We start from the raw sequence: 20,216 nt of genomic DNA, 5'->3' as shown, positions 1-20,216 counted from the left end.
GTCGCGCCGGCCAGCGCCCTGGTCAGAAGCCGGCCACCCGCTCTGTCAGCCAGATCACCGACACCCCCCCGATGGCGTAGCCAAGGACTTTCGTGCCGGGTGCGCCGGGGGCATGGAACGCCCTGGCCAGCACGGGAGCCATCCACCGCACCACCAGGAACACCGCGAGCACTCCGGCGACGAAGGTCAGTTGCCCCGCCTCGACCCCCAGATTGAAGGCCAGAAGGGCCAGCGGGATGTCCCCGGCGGGCAGGCCGATTTCAGACAGCGCACCTGCAAATCCAAGGCCATGCAGAAGCCCGAACAGGAAGGCGACAATCCATGGCGCGTTGGCGGTCAGATACGGTTTGCCGTCGCCTTGTTTCAGGATCTCTACCGCCAACAGCACGATAGACAGGGCAATAGCGGCCTCGACCGGCGGCGAGGGTACCGACAGCAGCCCCAGCGATGCCGCTGCCAGCGTGATGCTATGTGCCACCGTGAAGGCCGTAATGGCCCCCAGCAAGCGCCCCGGCGATTGCACCAGCACCAGAAGCGCAAAGACGAACAGCAGATGATCCAGCCCTTCCAGGATATGCTCCCAACCCAGCACGAGGTACTGCCAGAACACCGCCAGACCAGAGAGTTGTTCGGGCACCACAAGGCTGGGGGCATCGGCGGTCAGACGCGAGGTGATCACCGTTCCGTCCGCAGTCTGAAGGCGCGCAAGAACATCCGTTCGGGTGTTTTCCAGACCTTCGATGACGATTGTCGCCCCCTGCAATGTCTCGCTACAGGTCGCTTGCCACTGAGACACCCAGGCCTTGCCATCGGAATAGGGAACCGGCCCGGTTGTGGGCGTGCAGAACGCGGGCAAACGGGCATCGATGCGCATGGGTCTGCCACTGACATCCGGCTTGCGCCAGAACACGCGCCAGCTTTGACCGGACAATTGCTCGAGGCTCAGGTAACCGGGATCAAGGGCATGGGCGCGCGTGGCATTGGGCATCGCCGCGACCAGCATCACCACCAGGAACCCCATTGCGGCCAGCCATCTCATTGCGTCACGATGTCCTGCAATTGGGTCGTATCGGGCAGGGCGATGTCATAGGTGTCTCGCAGCGCGGCCAGATAGGCGTCGGCAAGGATCTGGGACTGCTCCCGACGCCAGTCCGCCAGCACGTCGTCGCGCACTTCGGAAAGTGAGGGTTGGAGCGGGGCAACGCGATCCGTAATCCGCACAAGGTGCAGGCCGTAGCCCGAGCGGATGGGGCCGGCCCATTCGGTGTCCGCCACCTGCGCCATACCTTCAAAGAAGCCCGTGCCGAACAGGCGATCCACCTGCTGGGGCAGGGCCGCCTCCATCGCCACGGGCAGAAGCGTGTTGGCACCGACCTGTGCGGGATCCTGACCGTCGGCCAACAGAGCGCGGCTTCGCCGGACGGCTTCCTGGGACGGTGTCTCGCCCAGATACACCTGCAGGAATGTTATCTGGCCCGGGTTGGAAAACCGTTCGGGATTGGCCTGCAAATACTGTTCCAGAACCGTGTCGTCGGGCACCAGCGTCTGGGACTCGGATTCCGCGAGAAACATCATTTTCTGGCGCAACCGATTGCGGATGACCGGATCATTGCGATCAAGCCCCAGCTTCAAGGCTTCGCGCACCAGAACCTCCTCGTCGACATATGAGGCAATCAGGGTGTCGAGTTCCTCTTGCACGGGCTGGCGGTTCCAGACACCGGCAAACTGCTGGGCCAAGGCACGCGCGTCGTCCTGGGAAATCAAGATGGCGTCTTGTGAGGGGGGCGGCGGCGCGTCGTCGTTGCGGATTGCGTAGACGACAAACAGGATCACCGCAAAGACGGCAAAGTGCAGGAGGGGTTCGCGAAGAATGCGTGCCAAGGGCGTCACCAGCGTTAGGGATGCCACATGTGACTTTCGCTGGACGGGGATTGCAAGGTCATATCTTGTCTCACCGATGGTGGCGGCAAGCCTGTGCAATCCATGAAGAATAGCCGGAAGCCGTCCGACCCCAGACCCTGGCCGTCGCGACATCCAGTCCCCTCTGGTCAAGGCATGGGATCGGCCGGCGGGACAGCGCGCGGAATGACCGGGCGCTGCCATGGTCGCCGACCGTATTGGTTACGAGAACAGCATCCCGCCGTTGATGTCGACGTTGGTTCCGGTGAGATACCCGGCGTCGTCGCTGGCAAGGAACAGCACCAGGTTGGCCACGTCCTCGGGCACGCCCTGTCGCTTGAGCGGTGCTGCGGCTTCCAATCCACGGCGGCCCGCATCAGGGGTGTGGATGTTATGGAAATCGGTGTCGATCATGCCCGGGCACAGCGCGTTGACGCGGATGTCCGGCCCCAGTTCCTTTGCAAGTCCGCGGGTCATGGTCATGATCGCACCCTTGGAGGTGCCATAGGCCACTGCGCCGTTGCCGCCGCCATCGCGGCCTGCCTGGCTGGCAATGTTGACGATGGCGCCCGCTTTCAGGTGCGGCAGGCAGGCTTTGATCATCAGGAAGGTGCTGGTCACGTTCAGGTCCATCACCGCCTGCCAATGCTCAAGTGACATTTCGGAAATGGTCTTGCGCGCGATCAGGCCGCCCGCGTTGTTGACCAGGACATCGACGTCGCCGAAGGTTTCGACCGTCTTCGCCACCAGCGCCTGCACATCTGCGGCCTTGCACAGGTCACCCTGAAGCGCGATGGCCTTGCCGCCGTTGTTTTCAATCTCTGCCACGGTTTCCTCGGCCCCGGCGCTGCTGGCGAAATAGTTGATCGCCACGTTCGCGCCTTCCGAGGCGAGCTTGATGGCACACGCCCTCCCGATGTCACGACCGCCGCCGGTGACGATTGCGGTTTTACCCTGCAGTTTCATGGTTTCTTGTCCTATCTTGAATGGATGACCGCACGGCCGTGTCGTGGTTTTTAACCGACCTTCGACCTATCTTTCCAGCTTCAGGAAATAGTCGAAGATTTCCGGAACGTTCCCATCCCCCATGCCGGCGGCGACGGCGGCCTGAAGGTTGTTCGAGGTACCTTCGGCAATCTCGGCGCGCGTGCCCATGTCCTCGGCCATCTTCAGGAAATAGCCCAGATCCTTGTTGGCGTTGTTGATCGAGAAGCCAAGATCGCTGACGCCATCGACCGCATAGTTCTTGCAGAACGCCATGAATGGCGAGTTCGACGGGCCGGTCGACATGATGTCGAAAAGCTGCTGGCGATCGACCCCGGCCCGGTCGGCCACGGCGAAGGCCTGGCTCATGGTGCAGACGGTGGTCATGCCCATGAAGTTGTTGATCAGTTTGGTCACATGACCCGCGCCGAGCGCGCCCAGGTAGAAGACGTTTTCGCCTTGCTGGTCGAGCACCGGCTTGACCTTCTCGAAGGTCTCCTTGTCGCCGGCAGCCATGATGTTCAGCAAGCCGTCCTTGGCATGTGCCGGGGTGCGGCCCAGCGGGGCGTCAACCATGCCCGCGCCTTTCGCGGCCAGATCGGCCCCGATCTTGCGGGTCGAGGCGGGGATGGAGGTGCCGAAATCGATCAGTACGGCGCCGTCCTTGATGCCCGCCAGAATGCCGTTGTCCCCGTAGACGATCTTCTCGACGACCTCGGATGTGGTCAGGCAGAGCATCACGATATCGCTGGCCGCGGCCAATTCCCGGGGCGAGGCGGCCTCGGTGGCGTTGCCACGGGCCAGAACCGTTGCCACGGCATCCTTGTTGAGGTCCATCACGACCAGTTCGAACCCCCTGTTCTGAAGGTTCTCCACCATATTGCCGCCCATGAGGCCGAGGCCAATGAAGCCGATGACGGGTTTGGTCATGCCGTGTACTCCCTAAGTCTGTTCTTTGTGATTGTTGGTTCAGAGAAAATCTTCGCGATGCGGCGTGAAGACATCGAGCAGTGTGCCCGCTTCAAGACAGGTCGCCCCGTGGACGATATCGGGTTGCTTGTACAGGGAGTCGCCGGCGGAAATGACATAGGTCTCATCGCCGACGGTGAACTCGAACTTGCCCGAAATGACATAGGTGATCTGTTCGTGCGGATGGCTGTGACGCGCTGCTACCGTGCCGGTCTCGAAGTGCACCTCGACGATCATCAGGTTGTCGTTGAAGGCGGCGACCTTTCGTGTCAGCCCGCCTCCGGCGTCGAACAGCTTGTTTTCAGCGCCGGGAAACAGGTTCTTTACGGTCATTGTCGGTCTCCGTGTCGTGCATTGCGGTGGGGCGGGGGTGGTGGCCCGCGCGCCCCTGTTTCGGGGTGCGTCAGGTCTTGGCGAATTTCTTCATCACGACGCGGAAGGTGTTTTCTTCCGGGTCGCTGAAGTAGAGGTCGGCGTCGTAGCCCTGATCGTCGAGGAAGTGGAAGATCCGCTTCGGCGCGCTCAGCTTGTAGGGCACCAGCAAGGTTGCGATGCGGTGCCGGGTGGCTTCGGGGTACTGCGCATGCAGGCAGGTGCTGACCGGCAGCCCTTCGTAATCCGCCGGATTGACGCCCGGAAAGCCGGTTTCCTGCGTCAGTTGCGGCTTGCCAGCCTCGGACCAGATGACCTGGCCGTAAAAGCCCGCGCGTTCGCCGGTGTAGCGGAACGAGGTCTTGCCCAGATCGTAGGGGGCGTTGGCGTGCAGCAGCCAGTCGACCGAGACCGGCGTCTCCGCATCGACGCTGTCGACGATGACGAAGTACGAGTTGCGGACGAAATAGACCTCGCGCTCGGCCAGCGTCACCTCGGGCGACAGGGTGCGATAGGCCGGGGTCGCGTCGCCCTTGATATAGTTATGATCGTCGCGTTCCTCGGCGGTGATGATCCGGCCGGTCGCGGCCATCGCCATGGCCTTGTCCTTGTCAGCGTATTGGCCCTTGCCATTGATCAGGATGGCATTCTTGGACCGCGTCTGGCGCCGCCAGGTGCGATGCATGGACGAGTTGAAGGCCACGTAATAACCAGACTGGATCGCCAGATCCTCGCCATAGGCAGCCATGCAGAATGCGTTCTGATCGCCGTGGCTGTGACTGATCGAGCCGAACTTGCTGGACTTGAACACGAACTGCACATGCTGGTCGGGATCGTCCATCGCGTGCTGAATCCCGACCCAGCCGATGCCTTCGAAATGGCGCATGCCGCTTTCGGGGGGGGTGGCTTCGACAAAGGGGAAATCCGTGCGGTAAACCATCTCGTCAAAGCGCGTGTCCCACCAGCCCCAGTTATAGAAGGCCATCTCGGTGCCCGGGTTCAGGCGCAGGTTCTCGTCGCAATACCATTGGTAGGCGCCGTTGCCCGTGACGCCTGCAAACTGGCGCATGTTCAGCCCGGTCTTGATGGCGGGCAGGTCGCCTTGCGTGCTGTCGTCGCCAAAGGTGGCGCGGCGCGTGTTCGGGGCCTTGCAGAACAGCGGGAAATCCCCGGTCTTCTGGAAGAAGGGCCGCTTGTAGATGTCGATCCCGGAAAAGGATTTCAGACGGTTGGCGGCATCGATCAGATAGGCGATGCCCATCATCCAGTAGTTCGTGCCTTCGGCCCAGCCGCCATCCTTGTCGCCCCACGGGGTGTAGACGGTGAACAGAAACTCGACGCAGTAATCCAGCCACGCGCGGGCCTCGTTATCCTCGTCATCTCCCAGAAGCGCAATACAGGCCGGCACCAGCGTCAGCGAGACCGAGCGCACCGCGTGGCTGTCATAGGGGAACAGGTGGATCTTGGCGTTCAAGATCGCGTGTTCGGCAATGTCGCGGGTCCGTTCCAGCAGGGCGGCGCGTACGATCTTGCGCTCGTCTTCGTCCATGTGGTCGTAAAGCCAGTCATAGCCCCAGGCGAGCGCGTTGTTCACGCGGTAGGCCCATTCGTCGGTATAGGCGCGCGAGGTGACCCCCATGGGATCCCAGCTTGCGGCCTCCAGCAGCCATGCCTTGGCGCGGTCCAGCATCGCGGCATCATTGGTGACCGTTCCGCCGATGGCCAGGTGCCGGATGGCGTACCACAGTTCCTGAAGGTCGATATAGGTCTGGCGCCAGACCGGGGCCGTCCGCGTGTGGTTGGGATAGCCCGCAGGCTCTTTCATCACCTCGCGATCCATCCACGGCAGGACGGACCCCTCATAGAAGGTGGACCAGGTGCAATGGTTCGGATCGGCCTCGACGGCCTTGCGGAACTCGACCAGGCGTTCCGGCGTCATCCAGAGCCGCGGATGCGCGGTGGTGGAGGCCGCAAATCGCGTGGCCCGCGCGGGCAGGGGTGTTTCGGGCAGGCCTTCGGCAAGCGTGAAGCTGCGGGTGGTGCTCCAGCCGGTGACGGGCTTTCCGGCCGCGTCGCAGACCGCATAGGACCAATGATACTCTCCCGGCGCAAAGGCGACATCGGGGGTGAAGAAGTTCACCGGGATATTGGCAAAGACCCGGGTTTCCTTGGCGGGGAATTTTGCGTCCTGCGAAATGCGCAGCACGTAGTGCGCCTCGTCCTCGATCACCGGCAGCCATGTAAAGCGCGGCGGATTTTCCGCAACGTCTGTGTCCGACGTCGGGGCGTATTGGATCGTCAACCGGCCCGCCTTGGGTTCGTCGAGCTTGGGATGCGTGGTGGCGAGCATGGAAGAGGTCCTTGCGTGTCAGAGGATTGAATGAGGGGGTGCGCGTGGCCAGCCAAATCCGGCCACGCGTCGATGTCAGGTGGACAGATCAGCCGTACTGGCGTGCATAGGCCGAGTTCATGACGTCCAGAACCTTCTGGTAGCCCATCTTTTCGAGGGTCGAGATGTAGGCATCCCAATCCGCATTGACGTCGCCGCTGCCAAGGATCCACGCCTGGTTGCGCTCCAGCATGTAAGTCCGGATCGACGGCCAGTACTTGTCGTAGACCGCCTGTTCATCCTTGTTGAAGGCAACGCCCAGGAACTGGTCGACCAGCAGGTCTTCGGTATCGTAAAGCTCGATGCCTTCGCGGGCCGCCGGCGAGGTCCACTGCCATTCATAGCGGTAGTCCTGCGGGTAGCCGCGATAGACCTGCGCCCCTTCCAGATACATCTGGCTGTTCACCGGCGTGGCGGAGTTCAGCACTTCGGGTTTGTAGATCGGCTCGCCATCCACCATGTCCCAGGTCTTGCCTTCGACACCGAAGTTGGCCAGCAGCGCGCCTTCCTCGGAGAACCAGAAGTCGAAATACTTGATGGTCTCGACCGGGTGCTCGTTGGTGTAGGAAATTGCCCAGCCGTCCGGCTTGATCGGAATACGGCGGTGCTCTTCCATCCGCACCCCACCCACCGATGCCGGCGGCAGGAACGGGATGAAGTTGAAGCCTTCGATCTTGTCGGCCAGTGCTGCGTTGTAGCCGCTGGTCGATGCGAACCAGTCATGGGTCACGCCGCCCAGGTTCTCGCCCAGCAGGAAGTCGCGTGAGGACGATCCGCGAGTGAATATCTCGGCGTCGATCAGGCCTTCTTCGTACCATTTCGCGATGTTCGCAATCCCCTCGCGATAAGCGTCCTGCGCATAGGGGTGCGCGATCTGGCCGTCATCGGTGACGTAAAAGTCATGGTATATGTCCGACCCGGACGAACGGGCATCCCACAGCGTCAGCAGACGGTTCACTTCTTCCCAGTCGCGGGCAAAATACGGAACTTCGTCCTTTTCACCGTTGCCGTTCGGGTCCTGATCGCGGAAGGCCACCATGACGTCGTAGAGTTCATCGACATTCTGCGGTTGCTGAAGGCCAAGCGCATCTAGCCAGTCTTGACGGATGAACCAAGCGCGACCGTATTTGCCATCCGGCAGGTAGGGGATGTAGTAGTAGTTGCCGTCATAGGCCGAGATCGCTTCCTTCAGGCCCGGATGCTCTTCCCAGAACTTCTTGATGTTGGGCGCATGCTCATCCACCAGCTCGTTCAGCGGCAGGAAGGCGCCTTCGGGGCCGTACTGGTTGACCGGCTGCCGGATCAGGTTGCCGCCAACGATGTCGGGCAGGTCGCCTTTGGCCAGAAGCAGGTTCATCGCCTCGTTGTTGTCGGTCGTGTTGCGGCCAGAGGTTTCGTCAACGAGGTGGATGTTGGTCCGCTCGCGCGCAACCACTTCGACCGGGTAGAGCGTGTTGGTGTCGCCACCGGGCCCATAGCCCTGGGCACGCGGCCAGTGCATGTGGATCGTCAGTTCCAGCGGTTTGTCGACGATGGGCAATTGATCATCGGCGAAGACCGGTGCCGTCAAGGCGGTGGTGCCAAGGATGGCGAGTGACAGTTTGAACGTTCGCATGGAGTCCTCCCTTAATGCGATGTTTTCTGGTTATTCCTTCACCCCACCCAGCAGGATGCCCTTGCTGAAGTACTTCTGAAGGAAGGGGTAGATCAGCAGGATCGGGATGATCGAGCAGACGATGATCGCGGCGCTGACCGTTTCGAACGAATAGGCGGCAGACAGCAGCGATGTTGCGAATTCCTCGTCATCGGACAGTTCGGCGATGACCTTGCGCAGATAGACCTGCAGCGGAATTTTCTCTTCATCCTGCAGCAGCACCATGGCCCAGAAGAAGCCGTTCCAGCGCGACACGATGCAGAACAGCGCTACGGTTGCGATGGCCGGTTTCGACAGCGGCACATAGACCTTCCACAGCACCTGGAATTCGTTGGCGCCATCCATCCGGGCGGCTTCTTCAAAGCTCTGCGGGATGCCTTCGAAGAAGTTGCGCAGCAGGATGATGTTGAAGCCGTTGACCGCGAAGCCAATGATGATCCCGAAGTAGCTGTCCAGCAGACCCAGGTCGCGCATGTTCAGGAAGAAGGGGATCATCCCGGCGTGGAACCACATGGTGAAGGCCACCATCAGGTTCCAGAACCGCCGACCGTACAGTTGCGGCCGCGACAGGGCATAGGCGCCGGGGATGATGAACGCGAGGCTCATCAGGGTGCCGCCGATGGTGTAGATGAAGGTGTTCTTGTACGAACTCCAGAACAACGGCTCGCTCAGCACCTGCTTGTAGGCTTCCAGCGTGAACCCGACCGGGGTCAGGGTCACATTGCCGGCGCGGGCTTCGAAGCCTGTGCTCATCGACAGTGACGCGATGTAGATGAACGGATAGAGCGTCGAGATCGTGAACAGTCCGATCAGGACCATGTTGGTGACGACGAACAGTTTGTCGCCACGCGAATAGAGGTTCATGTTCAGCATTGGTCTGGCCTCCTCACCACAGCGACGTGCGCGAATAGCGCTTGGAAATGGTGTTTGCAGTCATCACCAGAACGAAGGCGACCACGGCGTTGAACAGTCCTGCGGCACCGGCCAGATCGTATTGTCCTCCCTGGATGCCCTGCCGGTAGATGAAGGTGTTCACCACATCCGCCGTCTCGTAGGTCGCAGGCTGGTAGAGCAGGATGATCATCTCGAAGCTGACTTCCAGCATGTTGCCGATGCGGATGATCAGCATGATGATGATGGTCGGCAGGATCGATGGCACGGTGATCTTCCAGACCATTTGCCAGCGGCTGGCGCCGTCCACGACTGCGGATTCATACAGTGTGGGAGAGATGCCCGCGATCGCGGCAAGGTAGACGATGGATTGGAACCCGGCTTCTTGCCAGATCGAGGTGCCGACAAAGATCGGACGGAACCATTCGGATTTGGTCAGGAAGTAGATCGGTTCCAGCCCGAACCATCCCATCACCGTGTTCACGATCCCTGCCGAGGGTGAGAAGGCCGTGATGACGATGCCCGCGATGATCACCGAACTGATGAAGTGCGGCAGGTAGACGATGGTCTGCGCCGTCTTCTTGAAGGTCTGGTGCAGGATTTCGTTGAACATCACCGCCAGGATGATCGGCATGGGAAAGCCGAAGATCAGGCTCAGCATGCTGATGTAGATGGTGTTGCGCAGGGCCCGCAGGAACTGGTCGTTCCCGAAAAGGGTCTGGAAGTGTTCGAAGCCGACCCAGGGGCTGGCTGCGAGGCCGCGGAAGACGCTGTAGTCCTTGAAGGCGATCTGCAGCCCGTACATCGGCTTGTAAAGGAAGACCAGCAGCCACAGGATTGTCGGGATCAGCAACAGGTAGAGCTGCCATTCCCGCTTCAGATGATCGCCCACGCGTTCGATGCGGCCGGGCTTACGGCGGCGCAGCGCCTCTTTGGCCTCGGTGACGAGACCCTCGGTGCGCGGGCCGGTGAAATTCGGATCGCTGCTCATGTCTTCGTCCCCTGACCAGGCAGCGCCGCGCCACTTTCGGCGTCAAAGACGCGGATCAGGTCCGGTTCGATGGTGAAGCCGGAAATGTCGCCCAGCATGCCCAGGTGGCCCAGGGTCTCGGTCCGGATGACAAAGGGGTCGCCCTGCAGGCTGGCGTGAATCAGCGCCTCCGAGCCGAGGGTCTCTACCAGGTCCACATCGACATTGACGCAGCCGGGCGTGCCGGATGCTGCGACGGTCACGAACTCGGGGCGAATGCCCAGGGTCACGGCCTTGCCCACCGAATTCTGAAGCGCGGGAATTTGCGCCAGCGGCAGGCTTTGGCCGTCGAACTCGGCGACGGGCCCCTGATCCCCGGCCACAATCGTGGCCTTGACCATGTTCATCGGCGGCGAGCCAAGGAAGGAGGCGACGAAGGTGTTGGCCGGATTCAGGAACAGGTCCATCGGCGTGCCGACCTGTTCGATGCGCCCGTCATGCATGACAACGATCCGGTCGGCGAGTGTCATGGCTTCGACCTGATCGTGGGTCACATAGATCGAAGTCACGCCCAGACGCTTGTGCAGCCGCTTGATTTCGGCGCGCATCTGGGTGCGCAGCTTGGCATCAAGGTTGGACAGCGGCTCGTCGAACAGGAAGACCTTGGGCCGCCGGACGATGGCACGCCCCATGGCAACACGCTGTCGCTGGCCGCCGGACAGGTCGGCCGGGCGGCGATCCAGATAGGGGGTCAGGCCAAGGATTTCCCCGACCTCGTCCACCGAAGAGGCGATGGTTTCCTTGCTTTCCTTGCGGATGCGCAGACCGAAGGCGATGTTGTCCGCCACGTTCAGATGGGGATAAAGCGCGTAGTTCTGGAACACCATCGCCACGTCGCGATCCTTGGGGGCAACCCGGTTCACGAAGCGACCGTCGATTGTCAGTTCCCCGTCCGAGATCTCTTCCAGCCCTGCGATCATGCGCAGCGTTGTCGACTTGCCGCAGCCCGATGGGCCGACAAGGACGACGAATTCCTTTTCCTGAACTTCCAGGTCGATCCCGTGGACCACCTGAACCGCACCGTAGGCCTTTATGATGCCCTTGAGACTGACGCCGGACATGTTCCCTCCCCACTATCTGCGCCTTCTCCCGTGACACAACGCGGTCACGCGCTTGATTCGGCGCTCGGTGAAAACTGGTATACTAGTAATTATGCTGGTATACTAGTTCGAATTGCTGTAGATCATTCAGAAAGCCGCGAATGAACCGTGGCAGAGAGACGAGTTTCAGGAAGGTGGACACCATGGCTCAGGCAACCCAGCTTGGCGTTCGGCGGACCAGCGTCGACGATATTTTCGACTATCTGCACGACGAGATCCTGTCGTTGCAGCTGCGGCCCGGCGACAAGATTTCCGAGGCGGATATCGCGGCACAATTCGGTGTCTCGCGGCAGCCCGTGCGCGATGCCTTCAGTCGTCTGGCGAACCTTGATCTGTTGCTGATCCGTCCGCAGCGCGCCACCGAAGTGAAGCGTTTTTCCATGCGCGAGATCGAAAAATCCCGCTTCGTCAGGGCCTCGGTCGAGAAGGAGGTGCTGCGGCGCGCGTCGGAGTATTGCAATGCCATCAACGCGGCCGAACTGGACGCAGCGCTGGCCGAACAGGAGGTCGCCATCGAGAAGCGCGACGTCGAAAGCTTCGGTGCGCTCGACTACGAGTTTCACCGCAAGCTGTGCAACATCGCCAAGGCAGATTTCGTGTTCGACGTGATCCTTCTAGAGAAGGCCAAAGTCGACCGTCTTTGCATGTTGAGCCTGTCGAAAGAGGATCGCATGCCCGAACTGGTGGCGGACCATCGCGCCATTGCCGAGGCCGTCAAAGCCCATGACGCCGCGCGGGCGATCGAGGCAGGGGTACTGCACCTGTCGCGGCTGGATGACACCATCCGCCGGATCACCGAAACCAACGCCAACTACTTCGAACCTGTGGACGAGTAATCACGCGTCGGCCCCAGTGGGCCGCGAACTCGGCAAGGCGTCCGTGGGGGAGTTCCCCAACGGGCCTGCCAGTGATGGACATTCATGACACCCAAATCCACGCATGACACGTCGACGATCCCGGGCTTTGGGGCGCGCAATGTCTTCCATCTGGCCTGGCCGATGACGCTGAAAGCCATCATCCTGCACGGGACGGTGGTGATCGACGCCTATCTGGTGTCGTCCCTTGGCGAAACCGCACTGGCCGCCATGGGGCTGGCCGCCGCAATCGCGGGGTTCGTGCTGGGCGGGATCCTGGCGTTTTCGAACGCGATGCAGATCCGCACGGCTCAGGCCTATGGCACCAATGATCCCGTATTCCTGAAATCGGTGCTGGTTGCGGGCATGGCGATCAGCCTTGCGGTCGGCAGCATTGGCTTGCTGGTGATCTCGCTGTTCGGGGGCAGGCTCCTTGACGCAATGGCCCCCACGGCCGAGGTGGCCGGGTTGGCGATCAACTATCTCGCGGTCTTCTCGCTGGTCATCCTGGGGGAGGCGGTGGGGCAGTGCCTGTCGAGCTTCTTCAATGGCTGTGGCCGGACCAAGCTGCCACTCTACAGCTTCTGCCTGTCTCTTCCCATCAATGTGGCGGCCAGCATCGTGCTGATCCACGGCCTTTTCGGCCTGCCGGCGTTCGGCGTGACTGGGGCGGCGATGGGCAGCGCCATCGCGGTGTGCGTGCAGGTCGGGTTCCTGGTCTGGCGGCTGGTCCGCCTTGATGGTCCGCTGCGCCACGTCGTCGGTTGGCGCAATGGAACACTCAACGCAACAATCAAACGACACCTTGCCTTTTCCCTGCCCATCGCCGCGACCTTCTTCAGCGCGACTTTCGCCGCCCAGTTCTGCACCCTGATCTACGCCAGGATGAGCCTGAACGAATTCGCGGCCATGACGATCATCGCGCCGTGGATCATGGTTGCGGGCACCATCGGGATGCAATGGGCGCAGGCGTCGGGCATCATCGTGGCCCAGCTTCTGGGTCAACGGCAGCCCGAGGCGGTGCTGGACCGGTTCCTTGGCAGCGCCTGGCGCGGCGCCTTCGTGGCGGCGGCCTGCGTTGCACTGGTCTACAGTGGCGTGTGTCTGTCGGCGGGCGTGATCTATGCAGATCTGAGCGTCGAGACCCGCGCCTATTTGCTGAGCTTCCTGCCGATCCTGGTGATCCTGCCGTTTCCCAAATGTTCGAACGCCATTTGCGGCAACACGCTGCGGGCCAGTGGCGACACGATCTATGTCATGCATGTTTTCATCTGGTCACAATGGCTGTTCCGCGTCCCGGCCACGGCGATCGCGGTCCTGTATTTTCAGGTGCCTGTCTTCTGGGTGCTGTCGATCCTGTTGTTGGAGGAACTGGTCAAGTTCCCGGCGTTCCACAGGCGGCTGCTGAAAGGGGACTGGAAACGGGCGGAACTGGCGGCGTGATTTGGGGCCGGTCAGGGTGAGGCCGAAATGATCACGGCCTCATCTGTGCCATGGGCATCGCGCGCCGTCGCAGGCGTCCTGAGGCCGACGACTTCGGCAGCAGTCTACCGGTTTCAATAGTTCCACATGGTCCCGTCTTCCAGCCGCACGACCGGGTGACTGCCCGGCGTGTAGGTGTAGCGCGCGGCCTCGGCCTCGTCGAAATCCACGCCCAAGCCCGGCGCGTCGCTGACATACACCATGCCGTTCTCCATCCGATGCTCTGACGGGAACAGCGCGTCGCATTCGGGGGTGCCCAGCACCAGGTATTCCTGCACGCCGAAATTCGGGGCCCAGGCATTCAGGTGATGCTGGGCGGCCATGGAAATGGGCGAGTGGCTGGGCGCGCCGTGAAACCCGGTGCGCACGTTGTGCAGGCCCGCCAGATCGACGATTCGCTTCAGCGGCGTGATGCCGCCGACATAGGTCGCGGCCAGGCGGATGTAATCGATCAACTCGTTCTCGATCAGCTTGTTGCAGTCCCAGATCGAGTTGAACACCTCGCCGATGGCGATGGGCGTGGTCGAATGCTGACGGATCAGCCGCAGCGCGTCCTGATTCTCGGCCGGGGTCGGATCTTCCATCCAGAACAGGCGCACGGGCTCCACGGCCTTGGCGAATTCCGCGGCCTCACGCGGCAGCAGCCGGTGATGAACGTCGTGCAGGATATGGATGTCCGGCCCGAAACGGTCGCGAATCTCGGCCAGCGCGCCGGGCATGTAGCGCATGTATTTGTCGGTGTCCCAGATCTCGACCTTGGGTCGGATGCCAGTGTAGTCGGTGATATAGTTCTTCGTGTCGCCCTTTTTTTCCGGCACCGCATAGCTGGCCGTGGGCATGCCGGGGATGCCGCATTGGACGCGGATCGCCTTGTAGCCCTCTTCGACATACTGGGCGATGGAGTCCATCAGGTCTTCCAGATCGGCGCCGGTGGCATGGGCATAGACCATCGCGCCGTCACGGCTTTTCCCGCCGAAAAGCTGGTACAGTGGCATGTTCGCCAACTTCCCTTTGATGTCCCACAGCGCCATGTCGATGGCCCCAAAAGCGGCCATCGCGATCGGGCCGCCCCGGAAATAGGCCCCGCGATAGAGGAATTGCCAGATGTCCTCGCTGTTGCGCGGATCCATCCCGATCAGGTTCGGGATCAGGTAGTCTTTCAGGTACTTCGCGGGCAGCGTTTCGCGGTTGTTCAGCGTGGCATCGCCTAACCCGTAGACCCCCTGATCGGTCATGATCTTCAAGGTGACATAGTTCTTCCTCGGTCCGCCAACAAAGACCTTTGCATCGGTGATTTTCACAGGTTTGTCCTTTTCAGGTCAGATCGGGCGCATCGATCCAGGTGTCGCTGGTGCTGATCAGATCAATGATCTGCTGATACTGGCTGCCCTCGGCAAAGGTGGGGTAGGGGTCGACCACGTCGCCCCGAATGTCACCAACGAAATCGCGGGCCAGGACATGCCAGCATTGTTCGGTTTCGCCGGCCACATCGGGCACGGCATCGGCAATATCGGCGGGCAGGGGCAGGGCGGTCCAAATCTTGTCTTCGCTATAGAAATGAAGCTGCCCGCTGCCGTAATGGCCTTCCAGATAGATCGCGCCCCTGGTGCCATAGAACACGATGTGATCCTTGTGAAACCGGGGCACCAATCCCCCGTGCTTGAACAGAACCGACACGGGGCGTTCCGCCAGGCCGCTGTCGATCCTGGCCATGACGGTGTAAGACCATTCGACGTTGCTTTCGCCCCATTGCAGCTTGGGGTCGTCCAGATCCTTCGGGATGAAGTCGCGGCGGGTGGCGAAATTATGCACGCCGTCGACAATCGGCGCGCGGATCAGGTCGTCGCGCACGTCCCCGGCAATGCGGGTGATCTTGTCGCCGACCACCGCCGTAACGATGGATAGCGTGTGGGTAAAGTTGTTGTTCAGGCGTCCGCCGCCATCTTCGGCACGGTGCGACCAGCCGAAGGGAATCTCGCGTTCCAGATTGAAATGCGAGATGCACTCGACCTCGGTTGGCTCGCCGATCGCGCCTTCGGCGACAAGGCGTTTGGCGTGTTGCACGCTGGCGGTGTAACGGAAACTTGCGGCAAAGGCCGTCTTGACGCCCCTGGCTTGCGCGAGCTCATGAAGCTCCTGCGCTGTGGCGCCCGTGGTGGTCATCGGCTTGTCGCAGAACACGTGACAACCCTGCGCGATGGCTTGCTTGATGGGGTCATAGTGCGCGCCGCCCGGCGTGGCGATGGACACGATATCGGGGGTGCACTCTTCCAATGCGGCTTCCCAATCGGTACCGGCATAGGGGATGTCCAGTTTGCGGGCGACGTCCTCGACGACGGTTTGCGTGCGTCCGACGATACCGACAATTTTGGCACCCGCGGCGCGGAAGGCCTCGGCATGACCCGCACCCGCGAATCCGGTCCCATGAACCAGAACTTTCAGTGCTTCGTTCATGCGTGGATCTCCCGAATTGACATAAGGACGACTAGTATACTAGAATCACCCGCAGTCGAGGGCAATCCCGGAACGGTCTTCAAACAGCAGGAAAGCTGACCCTTACTGGCTTTCTCACCGTCCGAAAGATTTCCACTTGACAGAACTGATATGCTAGTAGCCTATAGGGCATCCGCACGTTGGAGGACGTGCTGACGATGGCTTGGCGCGGGGGAGTGTCGAACTGACTTAGTGTCAGCGCATTTGTTCGTTCAGGTCAAACGTCATTGGTTAAAAAAAGGGAGGATCTCATGTATCAAAAACTTGGCGCATCAATCGTCGGGGCGGTTGCCGCTGTAACCTTGCTGGGCTCTGCCGCGATGGCAGACAACTGGCGCGGCTGGAATATCCACGTTGATGGATACCCGAACACCGTTGCAATGGACAAGTTCGCCGAACTTCTTGCCGAGAAGACCGATGGCGAAATCACCCTGCAGATGTTCCACGGTGGCACACTGGGCAGCCAGTCCGACGCCATCGAGCAGGTGCGCCTGGGTGCGCTGGAGGTTGCCAACTTCAACCTCGGCCCCATCGGACCGATCGCGGCCGAGGCAAATGTCGTGTCCTTGCCGTTTATCTTCAAGGACGTACCGCACATGTTCCGCGTTCTGAACGGGGAAGGCGGGCAGGCCATTGCCGAGGGCATGGCCGCCAAGGGTCTTGTGCCGCTGGCGTGGTACGACGCCGGTGCGCGGTCGTTCTACAACGGCCAGAAGCCGATCAATGTGCCCGAGGATGTGACGGGCATGAAGGTGCGGGTCATGAACAACGACCTGTATTCCGGCATGATCGCTGAACTGGGCGGCAACCCGTCGCCGATGGCCTTCGCGGAAGTCTACCAGTCGCTCAAGACCGGTGTTGTGGACGGGGCCGAAAACAACTGGCCGTCCTACGAGTCCACCGGCCACTACGAGGTGGCGGGCTACTACTCGCTCAGCCAGCACCTGATCATCCCGGAATGTGTCTGCATGAATGCCGATGTCTACAACGGCCTGTCGGACGAGATGAAAGTCGCGGTGAAAGAGGCGGCGATGGAATCGGCGGCTCTGCAGCAGGAGCTTTGGGCCGCACGCGAAGCCTCCAGCCGCAAGTTGGTGGAAGAGGCCGGTGTCGTCACCAACGAGATCGCCGACAAGGGCCCCTTCCAGGAAGCCATGGTGCCGGTCTATGAGGCCTATCTTGCGGACAATCCCGATCTGCGCCCGCTGGTCGAGTTGATCCAGTCTACCGAGTAAACCTGCGCTGACATGTGCGGCCCCGCGGGACACCCGCGGGGCCGTCATCACTTGGGGGACACATCATGAGCGATCCGAACGCCCATTCGTCGGCTGGCGATTTTCTGCGGCCGATTGAGAAACTGCTCGATACCATTGCCCTGATTTGCCGGATCATCACGGGCACCTCGCTCGTGGTCCTGACGGTGATCTTCGGCTGGCTGGTTTTTGGCCGCTATGTGCTGAATGCCACCCCCACATGGGTCGAACAGGCCGCCTTGCTGCTGACGATGGTCATCGCCTTTCTGGGCGCAGCCGTCGGGGTGCATGAAAACACGCACCTGGCGGTCGTTGCCTTCCGTACCTATGTCCCGCGCTGGATGCGCACCGTGTTCGTTGTGTTGACCGATGCGCTCATGGCCGGCTTCGGTCTGCTGATGCTGATCTACGGTGCCAAGCTCACCGCATTCAAATGGGGATCCATGATCCCGCTCATCCAGCTTCCTGAAGGCCTCAGATCGCTTCCGCTGACCATCGGTGGCGGCCTCATCATGTTGTTTGCTCTGGCACATCTGGCGCGCCTTGCGCTGGGGCGTGACCCGCGCACCGACACCATACAATAAGGCACCGCAATGGGACTTTTCCTTCTTCTCGGCCTGTTCGCCCTTTGCGTCGTGATCGGCCTTCCGGTCGCCTTCGCGCTTGGCATCTCTGCGCTTGCGGCCTTTGCCTTCGAAGGCTTGCCGCTGATGATCGGTTTTCAGCGGATCATCTCGGGCATCAACGTTTTCTCGCTGATGGCGATCCCCTTCTTCATTTTCGCCGGTGAGCTGATGTTCCACGGCGGCATTGCCATGCGGCTGGTGAAGTTTGCCTCTGCCGCCGTCGGTGCGGTTCGTGGCGGCCTGGGCATCGTCAACGTCTTCTCGTCGATGTTGTTCGGCGGCATCTCCGGCTCTGCCGTGGCCGACATCTCGGCGCTTGGGTCTATCCTTGTGCCGGTGATGAAGGAAAAGGGGTATGATGCGGACTACGCGGTCAATGTGACCGTGACCTCGTCGATCGCCGGCATCATCATCCCGCCCAGCCACAACATGATCATCTACGCCATTGCAGCGGGCGGCGGCATCTCGATCTCCAAACTGTTCCTCACCGGTGTTGTTCCCGGAGTCCTGATGTGCTGCTGCCTGGCGGCGGCGGCCTATATCGTTGCCGTGAAACGCGGCTATCAGGCCGAGAAATTCCCCGGTTGGGCCGCGCTCATGATGGCCTTCCTCGGGGCGCTTCCGGGCCTGTTGACCGCCGTGATCATCGTCGGCGGCGTGCTGTCGGGGGTGTTCACCGTGACCGAGTCGGGTGCCTTCGGCGCCATCTACGCGTTCCTCGTCACGCTTCTGGTCTATCGCAGCATCACGTGGACCAACTTCCGCACGGCGGTTGCGCAATCGGTGCGGACGACCTCGATGGTGATGATCCTGATCGCCTGTGCCGGGGCCTTTGCCTATATGCTGACCTTCTACCGGGTGCCGGACAAGACCATCGACCTGCTGACCGCATTGACGGACAATCCCATCCTCATCCTGCTGATGATCAACATCGCACTTCTGGTGCTCGGGATGATCATGGACATGGCGGCGCTGATCCTGATCTGTACGCCGATCTTCCTGCCGGTTGCTGTCAGCATGGGCGTCGATCCCTACCAGTTCGGCATGATCCTCTTGGTCAACCTCGGGCTTGGGCTGTGCACGCCGCCGGTCGGATCATGTCTGTTCGTGGGCTGTGCGGTCGGCAAGCTGCCGATGGAACAGGCGGTCCGCACGATCTGGCCGTTCTACATCGCGATCCTCGTGGCTCTGATGCTGATTACTTTCGTTCCAGCCGTGTCCCTGACCTTGCCGGCCTTGCTGAACCCGTAAGGGCTGAACCGGCGCTGCCGTGGTGGATGTAACGAGTTTGTGGCGTGGGTCGGCGGACCCGCGCCACTTTTTCTTCGGTTGTCACGGGTCGACATGAACCTTCTGAACGTATGCCGGTGCAGGCGGGGAAGACCGCTTTCGTATCTGGCAAATTTATGCAAAGAGCCGTGGCAGAAGCGCCAACCAGGAGGCATCATGGCGTCGCGGCCGTCGCCGCCCGCTGACAGATGATGCAAGACATGGACCTAAGCCAACACGCCAGATTGTCCGTCGCGCCGATGATGGACTGGACGGCTTATTCCGTAAAATCAATAGGTTAAATGAACCCTTGTGCACTGTGTGTGCAATGTGAAATCGCCTTCTAAAGCGTTTAATCGGGCGTTTGGCGGTTGAGTAGATTTTTTGGGATTGAAGCTTGGTAGAAGCGGAACGTCAAAGCGCTCAGCAACGACGTAATTTGATGTTCGCTTGCGCCGTTCCGATCAAGAATTTTGTGTTGTGCAAGTCGGCTTGGGGACGTTCAAAGCCGACATTGCTAGGTCATGTTGACAAAAGGCGGACCCAGAGGCGGATTGACGTGATGTCTATGAAACCGAGGAAGCTCTCAGCCGTTTTGTCGTAGCGTGTGGCGACGCGGCGGGCATTCTTGAGCTTGTTGAAGCATCGCTCGACCAGGTTGCGTAGGGAATACAGAGAGTGATCCACGCCGACGCGCATTTTGCGGGATTTGCGCATCGGGATCTGGGTTAAAACATCCCGCGCGCCCATTGTTTTGCGAATGCTGTCAGCATCATAGCCCTTGTCGGCCAACAGGACGCTTGGCTCGGACAGATTGTCAGCCATGACCAGATCAAAGCCCATGTAATCGGACGTCTGGCCCGGCGTGATTTCGGTTCTCATGGGCAGGCCTGCCGCGTTGACGCGGAGGTGGATCTTGGTCGTGAACCCACCTCTTGAGCGCCCAAAACC

18 protein-coding genes are annotated in these 20,216 nt (G+C 61.0%); 5 read left to right on the top strand and 13 right to left on the bottom strand.

From position 1 onward, the window contains the following. Positions 1-22: 22 nt before the first annotated feature. The 10 genes from ACP15K_RS17895 to ACP15K_RS17850 form a co-directional block, all read right to left on the bottom strand. Positions 23-1,039: a HupE/UreJ family protein gene (locus ACP15K_RS17895; RefSeq protein WP_424991174.1), complete on the bottom strand. Its 1,017-nt coding sequence runs from the start codon at positions 1,037-1,039 to the stop codon at positions 23-25. Next, positions 1,036-1,881 (bottom strand): peptidyl-prolyl cis-trans isomerase, encoded by an 846-nt coding sequence (locus tag ACP15K_RS17890; RefSeq protein ID WP_424991173.1) that lies wholly within the window; start codon positions 1,879-1,881, stop codon positions 1,036-1,038. The genes ACP15K_RS17895 and ACP15K_RS17890 overlap by 4 nt, the downstream gene beginning before the upstream one ends. 240 nt (positions 1,882-2,121) lie before the next feature. Continuing rightward, positions 2,122-2,865 (bottom strand): SDR family NAD(P)-dependent oxidoreductase, encoded by a 744-nt coding sequence (locus tag ACP15K_RS17885; protein WP_424991172.1) that lies wholly within the window; start codon positions 2,863-2,865, stop codon positions 2,122-2,124. 66 nt (positions 2,866-2,931) lie between these two features. Continuing rightward, a complete protein-coding gene (locus ACP15K_RS17880; protein ID WP_193142296.1) occupies positions 2,932-3,813 on the bottom strand; it encodes an NAD(P)-dependent oxidoreductase in 882 nt (293 codons plus the stop codon). A gap of 39 nt (positions 3,814-3,852) precedes the next feature. Further along, positions 3,853-4,185, bottom strand: coding sequence for a cupin domain-containing protein (locus tag ACP15K_RS17875; protein WP_193142295.1), 333 nt, complete (start codon positions 4,183-4,185; stop codon positions 3,853-3,855). Positions 4,186-4,255: 70 nt separating this feature from the next. Next, positions 4,256-6,574, bottom strand: coding sequence for a DUF4962 domain-containing protein (locus ACP15K_RS17870; protein WP_424991171.1), 2,319 nt, complete (start codon positions 6,572-6,574; stop codon positions 4,256-4,258). Between the two features lie 88 nt (positions 6,575-6,662). Next, positions 6,663-8,228 (bottom strand): extracellular solute-binding protein, encoded by a 1,566-nt coding sequence (locus ACP15K_RS17865; RefSeq protein WP_424991170.1) that lies wholly within the window; start codon positions 8,226-8,228, stop codon positions 6,663-6,665. A 30-nt stretch (positions 8,229-8,258) separates the two neighbouring features. Further along, a complete protein-coding gene (locus ACP15K_RS17860) occupies positions 8,259-9,140 on the bottom strand; it encodes a carbohydrate ABC transporter permease (RefSeq protein WP_193142293.1) in 882 nt (293 codons plus the stop codon). 13 nt (positions 9,141-9,153) lie between these two features. Beyond that, positions 9,154-10,149, bottom strand: coding sequence for an ABC transporter permease (locus ACP15K_RS17855; protein WP_193142292.1), 996 nt, complete (start codon positions 10,147-10,149; stop codon positions 9,154-9,156). Beyond that, positions 10,146-11,249, bottom strand: a complete 1,104-nt coding sequence (locus tag ACP15K_RS17850; protein WP_193142291.1) for an ABC transporter ATP-binding protein — start codon at positions 11,247-11,249, stop codon at positions 10,146-10,148. Before ACP15K_RS17850 ends, ACP15K_RS17855 begins: the two co-directional genes overlap by 4 nt. Before the next feature lie 182 nt (positions 11,250-11,431). On the opposite strand from ACP15K_RS17850, the gene ACP15K_RS17845 reads away from it, so the two are divergent. Continuing rightward, positions 11,432-12,124: a GntR family transcriptional regulator gene (locus ACP15K_RS17845; RefSeq protein ID WP_193142290.1), complete on the top strand. Its 693-nt coding sequence runs from the start codon at positions 11,432-11,434 to the stop codon at positions 12,122-12,124. Between the two features lie 84 nt (positions 12,125-12,208). Then, positions 12,209-13,585, top strand: a complete 1,377-nt coding sequence (locus ACP15K_RS17840; RefSeq protein WP_193142289.1) for an MATE family efflux transporter — start codon at positions 12,209-12,211, stop codon at positions 13,583-13,585. 113 nt (positions 13,586-13,698) lie between these two features. On the opposite strand, the gene manD is transcribed toward ACP15K_RS17840, so the two are convergent. Further along, positions 13,699-14,925 (bottom strand): D-mannonate dehydratase ManD, encoded by a 1,227-nt coding sequence (gene manD / locus ACP15K_RS17835; protein WP_424991169.1) that lies wholly within the window; start codon positions 14,923-14,925, stop codon positions 13,699-13,701. A gap of 13 nt (positions 14,926-14,938) precedes the next feature. Next, entirely contained in the window at positions 14,939-16,078 is a 1,140-nt protein-coding gene (locus ACP15K_RS17830) for a Gfo/Idh/MocA family protein (RefSeq protein WP_424991168.1), read from the bottom strand. 290 nt (positions 16,079-16,368) lie between these two features. Here ACP15K_RS17830 and ACP15K_RS17825 point away from each other — a divergent pair, with 290 nt between their 5' ends. The 3 genes from ACP15K_RS17825 to ACP15K_RS17815 all read left to right on the top strand — a co-directional run bounded on the left by ACP15K_RS17825 (position 16,369) and on the right by ACP15K_RS17815 (position 19,247). Continuing rightward, positions 16,369-17,352, top strand: coding sequence for a TRAP transporter substrate-binding protein (locus ACP15K_RS17825; RefSeq protein ID WP_193142286.1), 984 nt, complete (start codon positions 16,369-16,371; stop codon positions 17,350-17,352). Positions 17,353-17,417: 65 nt separating this feature from the next. Continuing rightward, positions 17,418-17,954, top strand: coding sequence for a TRAP transporter small permease (locus ACP15K_RS17820; RefSeq protein WP_193142285.1), 537 nt, complete (start codon positions 17,418-17,420; stop codon positions 17,952-17,954). Between the two features lie 9 nt (positions 17,955-17,963). Continuing rightward, entirely contained in the window at positions 17,964-19,247 is a 1,284-nt protein-coding gene (locus tag ACP15K_RS17815) for a TRAP transporter large permease (protein ID WP_193142284.1), read from the top strand. Positions 19,248-19,787: 540 nt separating this feature from the next. Here the strand turns inward: ACP15K_RS17815 and ACP15K_RS17810 are convergent. Continuing rightward, a partial coding sequence (locus tag ACP15K_RS17810) for an IS5 family transposase (protein WP_424990092.1) occupies positions 19,788-20,216 on the bottom strand: 429 nt, incomplete at its 5' end.

The organism is Fluviibacterium sp. S390 (assembly GCF_049800695.1).
Lineage (GTDB): Bacteria > Pseudomonadota > Alphaproteobacteria > Rhodobacterales > Rhodobacteraceae > Meridianimarinicoccus.
The sequence above is the reverse complement of the archived record's forward strand: the minus strand, read 5'-3'. Positions and strand labels throughout refer to the sequence as shown.

Coding starts and splice junctions, on each gene's coding strand:
- ACP15K_RS17875 (WP_193142295.1), bottom strand. CDS start 4,185: ATGACCGTAAAGAACCTGTTTCCCGGCGCTGAAAACAAGCTGTTCGAC.
- ACP15K_RS17865 (WP_424991170.1), bottom strand. CDS start 8,228: ATGCGAACGTTCAAACTGTCACTCGCCATCCTTGGCACCACCGCCTTG.
- ACP15K_RS17885 (WP_424991172.1), bottom strand. CDS start 2,865: ATGAAACTGCAGGGTAAAACCGCAATCGTCACCGGCGGCGGTCGTGAC.
- ACP15K_RS17825 (WP_193142286.1), top strand. CDS start 16,369: ATGTATCAAAAACTTGGCGCATCAATCGTCGGGGCGGTTGCCGCTGTA.
- ACP15K_RS17880 (WP_193142296.1), bottom strand. CDS start 3,813: ATGACCAAACCCGTCATCGGCTTCATTGGCCTCGGCCTCATGGGCGGC.
- ACP15K_RS17850 (WP_193142291.1), bottom strand. CDS start 11,249: ATGTCCGGCGTCAGTCTCAAGGGCATCATAAAGGCCTACGGTGCGGTT.
- ACP15K_RS17855 (WP_193142292.1), bottom strand. CDS start 10,149: ATGAGCAGCGATCCGAATTTCACCGGCCCGCGCACCGAGGGTCTCGTC.
- ACP15K_RS17845 (WP_193142290.1), top strand. CDS start 11,432: ATGGCTCAGGCAACCCAGCTTGGCGTTCGGCGGACCAGCGTCGACGAT.
- ACP15K_RS17870 (WP_424991171.1), bottom strand. CDS start 6,574: ATGCTCGCCACCACGCATCCCAAGCTCGACGAACCCAAGGCGGGCCGG.
- ACP15K_RS17860 (WP_193142293.1), bottom strand. CDS start 9,140: ATGCTGAACATGAACCTCTATTCGCGTGGCGACAAACTGTTCGTCGTC.
- ACP15K_RS17895 (WP_424991174.1), bottom strand. CDS start 1,039: ATGAGATGGCTGGCCGCAATGGGGTTCCTGGTGGTGATGCTGGTCGCG.
- ACP15K_RS17820 (WP_193142285.1), top strand. CDS start 17,418: ATGAGCGATCCGAACGCCCATTCGTCGGCTGGCGATTTTCTGCGGCCG.
- ACP15K_RS17815 (WP_193142284.1), top strand. CDS start 17,964: ATGGGACTTTTCCTTCTTCTCGGCCTGTTCGCCCTTTGCGTCGTGATC.
- ACP15K_RS17830 (WP_424991168.1), bottom strand. CDS start 16,078: ATGAACGAAGCACTGAAAGTTCTGGTTCATGGGACCGGATTCGCGGGT.
- ACP15K_RS17840 (WP_193142289.1), top strand. CDS start 12,209: ATGACACCCAAATCCACGCATGACACGTCGACGATCCCGGGCTTTGGG.